This is a genomic window from Peterkaempfera griseoplana, from assembly GCF_001418575.1.
Taxonomy (GTDB): domain Bacteria; phylum Actinomycetota; class Actinomycetes; order Streptomycetales; family Streptomycetaceae; genus Peterkaempfera; species Peterkaempfera griseoplana.
Genome location: NZ_LIQR01000524.1, coordinates 1 through 4,468 on the forward strand (window position 1 = coordinate 1; position 4,468 = coordinate 4,468).

Genomic DNA, 4,468 nt, shown 5'->3' on the forward strand with positions numbered 1-4,468 from the left:
CGGGGAGGCCGAGTACCTCGGCGAACAGGGTGCACAGGTGTGCTTCGCGTTCGTTGGCGGGTTTGCGGCCTGTGCCTGGGGTGGGGAGTTCGGGTGCGGGGAGGGCGCGGCGGTCGAGTTTGCCGTTGGTGGTGACCGGCATGGCGTCGATGACGACGACGGCGGAGGGGACCATGTAGTCCGGCAGGAGCGTGCCGGCGTGGGCACGCACGCGCGCCGACAGTTCCGCGTCGTCCAAGGTTCCGGTGTTGCTGTCGGTTGGTATGACGTAGGCGACGAGGCGTTGGTCGCCGGGGCGGTCCTCGCGGACCAGGACGGCGGCTTGTGCGATGCCGGGGCATCGGGTGACGGCGGAGTGGACTTCGCCGAGTTCGATGCGGAAGCCGCGGAGTTTGACCTGGTCGTCGGTGCGGCCGAGGTATTCCAGGACGCCGTTGGTGTTCCAGCGGGCGAGGTCGCCGGTGCGGTACATGCGGGAGCCGGCGGGACCGTGGGGGTCGGCCACGAACCGCTCCGCCGACAGACCCGGTCGGTTCAAATAGCCGCGCGCCAGACCCTCACCCGCGATGTACAGCTCACCGGGGATGCCCGGCGGGCACGGCTCGAGCGCGGCGTCCAGGACGTAGGTCCGCGTGTTCCAGATCGGCTGGCCGATCGGCGGCACGCTGTGCCCGGAGGCGGTGCTCAGCTGAGCGAGGGTCGACCAGACGGTGGTCTCGGTCGGGCCGTACAGGTTGGTGACGGACGACGCGAGTGCCGTCAGCCGCTCGGCCAGCGGGGCGGGAAGGGCCTCGCCGCCGACGAGAACGCGCATACCGTTCACAGCCGCCGGACGGTCGATGGCCAGGCCCTGCCAGAGGGCGGGGGTCGCCTGCATGACGGTCGCGCCTGAGCGAGCGATCAAGGCGGCCAGGGCTTCCGGGTCCCTGACCGTGGACCGGTCTGCGACGACGACGCCGGCGCCCGACAGCAGAGGCGTGTAGAGCTCCAGGGCGTGGATGTCGAACGCCGTGGTGGTCACAGCGACGAGTCGGTCCGTCGGGGTCAGAACTATGTGCTCGCCCAGGGCGCTCAGGAAGTTGACGAGTGCACCGTGCGGGACCACGACGCCCTTCGGGCGACCGGTGGAACCGGACGTGTAGATCACGTAGGCGGGGTGGGAGGGCGCGGGTCGGGTTTCGGCGGCTGGGTTGTCGGGGGAGAGTTCGGCCAGTCGTGCCATGGTCGCTTCGGCGTCCACCGTGATCGTCCGCGTCCCGGCGGCGGACTTCGGAGGCTCGATGTTCCTGCTGGTGAGAAGGATCGTGGGGCGGGCGTCGTCGAGCATGTAGGTGATGCGTTCCGCCGGCAGCTCGGGGTCGAGCGGCACGTAGGCGGCGCCGCTTTTGAGGACGGCGAGCAGGGCTTCGACCATCCCGGCCGAGCGGGGCATGAGCACGCCCACGCGGTCCTCGGGTCCGGCGCCGTACTCGGCAAGGAGCCGTGCCAGACGGTTCACCCGCCGGTTGAGTTCGGCGTACGAGATCTCGGCGCCTTCGGGGTCGATTACGGCGATGGCGTCGGGGGTGCGGGTGACCTGGGCTTCGAAGAGGTCGACGATCGTGCTGGCGGGCACCTGGTGTGTGGTGTCGTTCCAGCCGGTCAGGACTTGCTGCCGTTCGGCGGGGTCGAGTGCTGTGAGTGTGTGCAGCGGGGCGTCCGCCGCAGTCTCCAGGGAGTCGACCATGCCCTCGACCACCGTCGTCAGCCGCCCGGCGAGGAGCGCGGGGTCGACGGCGGGCACGGTCTGGACCGTGAGACGGAACCCGTCGAAGGTGTCGTCGACGTGGACAGCCAGCGGGTAGTTGGTCCGCTCCTCGCCCCAGAGGGACTCGACGCCTTCGAGTGCGGCGGCTTCCGTGGCGCTGGTGTCCTGGGTGTAGCGGTAGTTGAGGAGGGTGGTGAACAGGGGTGCGCCGTTCAGTCCGCTTGCCTGCTGCGCCACGGACAGGGGTGCGTGCTCGTGTGCGAGCAGTTCGGCGAGGTCGCGGTGCATGGATTGCAGTGCTCCGCTGACGGTGGCGTGTTCCAGTCGTGCCCGTACGGGCAGTGTGTTCATGAACAGGCCCGGTACCCGGTCCGCGCCGGTGCCGGCGTTCATCCGGCCGAAGAGCACCGTGCCGAAGACGACGTCGGAACGTCCCGTCAGGACGCTGAGGACGCGCGCCCAGGCGAGGTGGAAGACGGTGGCGGGGCTTACGCCCGCGTCGCGGGAGCGGGCGCGGATGCGTTCGGCGAGGTCGGCTTCCAGGGTGAGCTTGTGCTCGTTGATGCCGGTGCCGTCGCCGCGTACGTCGGTCAGGTCGTACGGTGCGGTCGGCTCGGTGACGTCACCCAGCAGACGGTCGAAGAACCGCTGGTGCTCCTCGGCCGGAACGCCTAGCCGCGCCTGGGCGGTGAAGTCGCGGAACGGCAGCGGCCTGGGCAGCGTCTCCTCCTGCCCGGTCAGGAACGCCCGGATCTCGCCCATGAGGATCTCGAGGGTGGTGTGGTCCAGGACGAGGTGGTGCACCTGGAGCAGCGCGTGCCAGACCCCGGTGCTCTGCTCCTGCGCGGTGTACATCCGGATCAGCGGGGCCCGCCCGATGTCCATCACTACCGGGCAGGCCTCCAGCAGTCCTTCGACGACGCCGACAGCGGGTAGCGGCACAGCGGCCACTTCGGCGTTCATGTTCACGACCGGGATGGGTGCTTGGCGGAGGACGACCTGGAGGGGTTCGGGGAGGTTCTGCCAGATGATCGCGGTGCGCAGGATGTCGTGCCGGTCCACGACGTTCTGCAGGGCCTTGGTGAAGGTCTGCAGCCTTTCCTGGGAGTCGAAGCGCAGAACGGTCGGCTGGACGTAGACGTCCTGTCGGCCTGCTTCGAGCAGGTGGTGGAAGAGGATGCCTTCCTGGAGGGGTGCCAGGGGGTAGATGTCGGCGATGTTGGCGGCTCCGCCGGGTACGCGGTCGACGATCCGCTGGACGTCGTCGGCGCTGAGTTCGACCAGCGGCAGCATCTCCGGGGTGATCTCCCGCGCGCCGTGCGGGATGAGGTTCGGCGGGATCACCAGGGCGGGGCCGGTGAGTTCGCCGGCGAGGGCTGCCACCGTGGGCGAGGTGAACAGTGCCCTGACCGGCAGTTCGATGCCCAGCGCCGTGCGGATGCGCTCGATGAGGGTCACGGCGAGCAGGGAGTGTCCGCCGAGTTCGAAGAAGTTGTCGTCGACGCCGACCTCGGGGATGCCCAGGACGTCGGCGAACAGACCGCACAGGGCTTCCTCGCGTTCGGTCGCGGGCCTGCGGCCCGTCCCGGCCGTCACCGCGAGGTCCGGCTCGGGCAGGGCCTTCCGGTCCAGCTTGCCGTTGACCGTCAACGGGAACGCGTCCATGACCACGACCGCCGACGGCACCATGTACTCGGGCAGCAGCCCGGCCAGGTGTGCGCGCACCTCCGCGGCGAGTTCAGCGGCGTCGTGTCCCTGCGCCTCGGGTGTGGGCACCGCGTAGCCGACCAGGCGCTTGTCGCCGGGCCGGTCCTCGCGTACGACGACGGCGCTCTGCGCCAGGGCGGGGTGTCCGGCGAGCACGGCCTCGATCTCGCCGAGTTCGATGCGGAAGCCGCGGAGCTTGATCTGGTCGTCGGTACGGCCGAGGTAGTCGAGCCGGCCGTCCGCGGTCCAGCGCACGAGGTCACCGGTGCGGTACATACGCGCGCCCGGGCCGCCGTAGGGGTCGGCGACGAAGCGTTCGGCGCTCAGCACCGGACGCGCGTGGTATCCGCGGGCAAGGTTCGCACCCGCGACGTACATCTCGCCCGGTACGCCGGGCGGGCACGGCTGGAGTGCGGCGTCGAGGACGTACATGCGCAGGCCGGGGATGCCGCGGCCGATGAGGCTGGACCCGCGGCTGGCGGCAGCTATCGCCTCGGTGATCGGCTCGTAGGTGGCGTAGACCGTGGTCTCGGTCGGGCCGTACATGTTCACCAGCAGCGGTGCGTGGTCGGCGTGGCGGCTGTACCAGTCGCCGAGGCGCGCCAGGTCGAGCGCCTCGCCCGCCAGGATGATCCGGCGCAACCGGAGTCCGCGGCTCAGCTCGGGGTACCGGGCGTCGGCTTGGGCGAGCTGGTAGAACGCGGAGGGGGTCTGGTTGAGCACCGTGATCTGTTCGCGGACCAGCAGGGCGAGGAAGTCGGCGGGGGAGCGGGAGATGTCGAAGGGTACGACGACCAGGCGTCCGCCGTGCAGCAGCGGACCCCACATTTCCCAGACGGAGAAGTCGAAGGCGAAGGAGTGGAACCAGGTGAACACGTCGCTCGGGCCGAAGCCATACCGGCCGCGGGTCGCGGCGAACAGCCGCAGGACGTTGGCATGCGGGACGGAGACGCCCTTGGGACGACCGGTCGAGCCGGAGGTGTAGATCACATACGCCGGATGCGCGGGCAGCAG

The 4,468-nt window shown here is 70.1% G+C and carries 1 protein-coding gene; it reads right to left on the bottom strand.

Annotated features, from left to right (window positions below; genetic code table 11):
- Positions 1-4,444: amino acid adenylation domain-containing protein (locus tag AOK09_RS31660; RefSeq protein ID WP_265736754.1), on the bottom strand; the 4,444-nt coding region annotated here is incomplete at its 3' end.
- Positions 4,445-4,468: the final 24 nt, after the last annotated feature.